The sequence below is a fragment of the Ruminococcus sp. AM31-15AC genome (assembly GCF_003462045.1).
GTDB lineage: Bacteria > Bacillota > Clostridia > Oscillospirales > Ruminococcaceae > Hominimerdicola > Hominimerdicola aceti.
This window is the reverse complement of sequence record NZ_QTYG01000093.1, coordinates 1-3,723: the sequence shown is the minus strand read 5'-3', so window position 1 is coordinate 3,723 and position 3,723 is coordinate 1. Positions and strand designations below refer to the sequence as shown.

2 protein-coding genes, 2 tRNA genes and 1 pseudogene are annotated in these 3,723 nt (G+C 44.9%); 2 read left to right on the top strand and 3 right to left on the bottom strand.

What is annotated here, in order from left to right:
• Positions 1–362 precede the first annotated feature (362 nt).
• From DW793_RS13885 to mscL, 3 genes and pseudogenes are all read right to left on the bottom strand, one after another.
• A complete protein-coding gene (locus DW793_RS13885; protein WP_118158495.1) occupies positions 363–818 on the bottom strand; it encodes a hypothetical protein in 456 nt (151 codons plus the stop codon).
• Between the two features lie 22 nt (positions 819–840).
• Positions 841–2,474: pseudogene (locus DW793_RS13880) on the bottom strand (class I adenylate-forming enzyme family protein).
• Between the two features lie 288 nt (positions 2,475–2,762).
• Positions 2,763–3,212: a large conductance mechanosensitive channel protein MscL gene (gene mscL / locus DW793_RS13875; protein ID WP_252969912.1), complete on the bottom strand. Its 450-nt coding sequence runs from the start codon at positions 3,210–3,212 to the stop codon at positions 2,763–2,765.
• A gap of 228 nt (positions 3,213–3,440) precedes the next feature.
• On the opposite strand from mscL, the gene DW793_RS13870 reads away from it, so the two are divergent.
• Together DW793_RS13870 and DW793_RS13865 are read left to right on the top strand one after the other, a co-directional pair.
• Positions 3,441–3,516 (top strand) — tRNA-Gln (locus DW793_RS13870).
• A 25-nt stretch (positions 3,517–3,541) separates the two neighbouring features.
• Positions 3,542–3,617 (top strand) — tRNA-Gln (locus DW793_RS13865).
• Positions 3,618–3,723 lie beyond the last annotated feature (106 nt).

Here is a 3,723-nt window from a genome sequence, read left to right as displayed (position 1 = left end):
TAGAGCGCAGTCACCGAGAAGATCACAACAAATTCTATTCGTGCCATAGGTTTTATTCCTGCGACGACTTAAACGTGCAGCTAGCTGCACGTTTAAGTCGAACAAACAACCGTCCTATGCGTCCCCTCAAATGGTTTTCGCCTATCGAATTTCTTAATAATAGTGTCCAATATGATTGACAAACCTACATTTGTGCAAATTTAAGCACAAAGAGCTTGTCCATCATCTATTGCTGAGCACGCCTCTGCATCTCCTTAACATATGCAAGCGTTTCAGGAGTGTAGCCTACCATTGCGTTGGGACAACATTGGGAAAGCAATTGCATAAGCCCCATGGCGGTGTCCTTGCCCTTGGCATATACGTTAAAACGCAGTACATTCTTCTTGTGTTTCGTGCAGACGATTATCTCGTTGGTGTAGCTGATGAAATTCATACTCGCTGTGTGCTGGTAAATGCCGTAGGCTTCCTCTCGCCAGCACATCTGAATGGTGCTTTCTTGTTGGCAAGCACCCTGTCGGATACGATAATATAATCGTCCTGATATTGTATGTTGGCGTAAAGCTCGTCAGCTGCTGTAAAAGATCGGGATTGGCTTTGAATATGCCGCTCTTTTCAGGGTGCGTCCTCCGTGACGTACCAAATATAAGAAATATAACACCAGGCGTAAGAGCAAAAAGCCCAAGTATCAATACGCCGTATTCACCGGCTACTACCGCCGCAAATGAGATAAATCCACCCATTAGCGTGAGTATCACACCGCCAGCTATCATTGCTATCATTCTTTTTCGTATGTTGGCAAATACTACTTCTCGTCCCATTTTCGTTACCCCTCTTTACTTTTTATCCGTGATTTTGCTTTGCCACAAGGCTCTCTCCGCAGTATATCTTCCTGAGCTTTGGCTTCTCTATCTTGCCCGTCGGGTTTCTCGGTATGTCTGCAAAAATTATCTTGTGCGGACGCTTGTATCTCGGAAGCTTCTGGCAGAACGCCATTATCTCTTCCTCTGTGCATGGGTGGTCTGGCTTTAGTTCGATTATTGCCGCCGCTATCTCGCCCAAACGCTGATCAGGCAGACCAATTACTGCCACGTCTCTGATAGCGTCATGACTTCTCAAAAAGTCTTCTATCTGTACAGGGTAAAGATTTTCTCCACCGCTTATAATAACGTCCTTTTTGCGGTCAACAAGGTAAATAAAGCCGTCCTCGTCCTCCTGAGCCATGTCGCCCGTGAAAAGCCAGCCGTCTTTGAGAGTTTCAGCTGTCGCCTTTGGATCTCTGTAGTAGCAGGTCATAACGCCGGGACCTTTTACGCAAAGCTCGCCCACTTCGCCACGCTTCACAGTATTGCCCTTATCATCAACTATCTTGACCTTCCAGCCAAAGCCTGCCTTGCCTATTGCACCTACCTTGTCAATGTTATCCACCCCAAGGTGTACACAGCCCGGACCTATAGATTCGCTAAGACCATAGTTAGTGTCATATTTGTGGTTAGGAAAAACCTTTTTCCAGCGTGCAATAAGTGACGGCGGAACAGGCTGTGCGCCTATGTGCATAAGCCTCCACTGTGAAAGCTCATACTTTGAAAGTGTCACCTCGCCGCTGTCGATAGCGTCAAGGATATCCTGCGCCCAAGGCACAAGAAGCCATACGATAGTACACTTCTCCCTCGATACAGTATCAAGTATAAATTCAGGCTTCACGCCCTTGAGAAGCACCGCCTTGCCCCCTGAGATAAGGCTTCCGAACCAGTGCATCTTCGCACCTGTGTGATAAAGCGGAGGGATACAAAGGAAAACGTCCTCCTTTGTCTGACCATGATGATTCTGCTCAACTCTTGCGGCGTGCATAAGGCTCTCGTGATTGTGCAGGATAGCCTCGGGAAGCCTGTTGTGCCTGACGAGAAGTAGATAGCCGCATCGTCCTCATCAGTAAGCTCTATGTATGGAGTAGTGCTTGCACAGTTTGCAGTGAGCCTGTCATAATGCTCCGCAAATGACGGACAGTTCTCGCCAACATAGAAAAGAAGTCTGTTCTTGCTTATCTCATCAGCTATCTCCTCAACTCTGCCGATAAATTCAGGACCAAACACAAGAATATCCACCTCGGCAAGGTCAAGACAGTATTTTATCTCCTCCGGAGTGTATCTGAAATTCAGCGGCACTGCAAGCGCACCCGTCTTGAGGATTCCAAAATAAATAGGCAGCCATTCAAGACAGTTCATAAGCAGGATACCCACCTTGTCACCCTTTTTTACCCCACGGGACAAAAGCAGATTGGCAAAGCGGTTAGCCTTTTCATTGAACACGCTCCAGGTTATCTCACGGCGATAATGACAGACTGGGTTAGGCTCGATAAGCTCATATTCCTTCCAAGTCACACGTCTGGTTTCTCTGATCTCAGGATTGACCTCTACCAGAGCAACATCGTTTCCGAACTCTCGTGCGTTACGCTCCAGTATCTCGGTTATAGGCATACAAAAACTTCCTTTCATAATTAAAAGCTTGAAAGCTAGAAAACTTAAAAGCTTAAAAGTATTCACAAACATACATGTTATTATTTTATCATATGATGACAAAAAAGTAAAGAGATTTAAAACAGAATAAGTGACAAAGTGAAAGATAAATAATTGTGGAGTTTTTACAGAAGAAAAGTATTTGCCCCTACCTGAATTTGTATGAATACCGTCAAAAAGATAGCCAACAAAAAAGACAGCCCCACATGGGAGCTGTCCCTTAACTTAAAAAGTGTACCGTTTCAGATCTTATTCTTCTGCCTTTTCTTCCTCTTTGCTCGCCTCAGCCGCCTGCTGCGCCTTGAGAAGATCTCTGATCTCTGTAAGAAGCACTACGTCCACCGGTGGCTCTGCAGGCTTTTCAGGCTCTTCATGCTTGCCAAGTGACGCAAGCTTGTTTATGACCTTCATTATTACAAAAATAACGAACGCCATGATTATGAAGTTGATGACTGCCGTCAGAAATGCGCCGTAGTTTATGTACTGATTTCCAAGCAAATGTATCTTGCCCTCTACGTCAGCGCCGCCTATACAGCCTATTATCGGGTTGATAAAATTCTCCGTAAATGACGTCACGATATCCTGAAACGCAGCGCCTATGATAACGCCCACTGCCAAGTCCATGACGTTTCCTTTGAGAGCAAACGCCTTGAACTCATTTACAAACTTCTTGATAAATCCTTTTTTCTTCTCTTCCATAACGGTTACGACCTTTCGTTTTTTGTTCCGAGCCACGCTCTTATGCTCATTTTATCACATATTTTGACCATTTTCAATAGTTTTTCTACAACATCCTACGGTTTTACGTCGTTTTGCCCATATATGTTAATACACTGTAAATGCTTTGTAAACAAATATGAAAAGGTATTGCATTTCCCGAAATGGTGTGCTATAATGATTAAGCTGTTTGAGTGAGGGACATGACGATGGGATATAGCCAAGAGGTAAGGCAGCGGACTTTGACTCCGTCATTCCGATGGTTCGAATCCATCTATCCCAACCAAAAACAAGCTAAATCGAACAAACATTGGGGTGTCGCCAAGTGGTAAGGCAACGGACTCTGACTCCGTCATTCCGAAGGTTCGAATCCTTCCACCCCAGCCATATTGGTGGAACAAAAAAGATGCACCAGCCGAAAAGCCCGTAAATACGGGCTTTTTTCATGCTTTTTAACCGGAAATTTTAAGGTGAAAACCGTGGATGCTTTTTC